General features: G+C 51.6%; 1 protein-coding gene. It reads left to right on the top strand.

The window, feature by feature from the left end:
* Nucleotides 1-1966: outer membrane protein assembly factor BamA (bamA, locus tag ACTHUM_RS12435; RefSeq protein WP_440403004.1), on the top strand; the 1966-nt coding region annotated here is incomplete at both ends.

The following is a 1966-nucleotide window of genomic DNA, read 5'->3' as shown; positions in this document are numbered from 1 at the left end:
TACTTCAACCAAGCAACGCTGAACCAAGCCGTTGCCGGTTTGAAAGAAGAGTATTTGAGCCGCGGCAAACAGTCTGTCCAAATCACGCCGACTGTAACCAAACTCGCCCGCAACCGCGTGTCTATCGATATTGCCATCGAAGAGGGCAAATCTACCAAGATTACCGATATTTCATTTGAAGGCAACGAAGTTTATTCCGACCGCCGTCTGATGAAGCAAATGTCCCTGAGCGAAGGCGGCATGTGGACTTGGATCACTAAGAGCAACCAGTTCAATGAGCAAAAATTTGCTCAGGACATGGAAAAAATCACCAATTACTACCAAAACAACGGCTACTTCAACTTCCGTATTTTGGATACCGATATCCAAACCAACGAAGACAAAACCAAGCAAACCATTAAAGTAACTGTCAGCGAAGGCGACCGCTTCCGCTGGGGCAATGTACGCATCGAAGGCGATACGCTGGAAGTGCCGAAAGAAGATTTGGAAAAACTGCTGACCATGAAGCCGGGCAAATGGTACGAGCGCGCGCAAATGTCCAATTCGCTCGAAGCCATTCAAAACCGCATGGGTCAGGCAGGTTACGCATTCAGCGAAATCAATGTCCAACCTATTCCAAATGCCGAAACGCATACCGTTGATTTTGTACTGACCGTTCAACCGGGCCGCAAAATCTATGTAAACGAAATCAACATTACCGGCAACAACAAAACCCGTGACGAAGTCATCCGCCGCGAGTTGCGCCAAATGGAATCGGCGCCTTACGATTCTGCCAAACTGCAACGTTCTAAAGAGCGCGTTGAGTTGTTGGGCTACTTCGACAACGTTCAATTTGATGCGGCTCCTGTGGCCAATACGCCTGACCAAGTTGACCTGAACATGAGCCTGACCGAACGTTCTACCGGCTCGCTCGACTTGAGCGCAGGTTGGGTTCAGGATACCGGTTTGGTGATGTCTGCCGGCGTGGCTCAAGACAACCTGTTCGGTACGGGTAAATCCGTTGCCCTGCGCGCTTCCCGCAGTAAAACCACAGTAAACGGCTCATTGTCGTTTACCGACCCATATTTCACACCTGACGGCGTAAGCTTGGGCTACGACCTTTACGGCAAGTCTTACGACCCGCGTAAAGCTTCTTCCAGCGCGAAACAATATAAAACCACGACTTTCGGCGGCGGTTTGCGTATCGGTATTCCGGTTACCGAATATGACCGTGTAAACTTCGGTTTGGCCGCAGAGCGTCTGACTGTTAACACCTACAAAGGCGCGCCTAAACGCTATGCCGACTTTATCAATCAATACGGTAAAGGCGACGGCAGTGGCGTGGGTAACTTCAAAGGCTGGTTGTACAAAGGTACCATCGGCTGGGGCCGCAACAAAACCGACAATGCCTTGTGGCCGACCCGCGGTTACCTGACCGGCGTAAACGGCGAAATCGCTTTGCCGGGCAGCGACCTGCAATACTACACCCTGACCCACAACCAAACTTGGTTCTTCCCGTTGAGCAAAGATTTCACGCTGATGCTGGGTGGCGAAGTCGGTTATGGCAACGGCTACGGCAAAACCAAAACAATGCCGTTCTTTGAGAACTTCTACGGCGGCGGTTTAGGCTCCGTCCGCGGCTTTGAAAGCGGTACGCTGGGCCCGAAAGTCTATGACGAATACGGCGAGAAAATCAGCTACGGCGGTAACAAAAAAGCCAACGTTTCCGCAGAGTTGCTCTTCCCGATGCCGGGTATTAAAGATTCGCGTACCGTCCGTCTGAGCCTGTTTGCCGATGCGGGCAGCGTGTGGGACGGCAAAACCTACAACGACAGCAGCAGCAATTCTTATTACACCAACGGCGCGCTCCAAAACGTGTATGGCGTAGGCACAACGCACAAATCGACATTCAAAAACGAATTGCGTTACTCTGCCGGTGCTGCCGTGACCTGGCTCTCTCCGCTGGGTCCGATGAAGTTCAGTTATG

Source organism: Neisseria sp. P0021.S006, from assembly GCF_051956895.1.
This window is presented reverse-complemented; position numbering and strand designations above follow the sequence as displayed.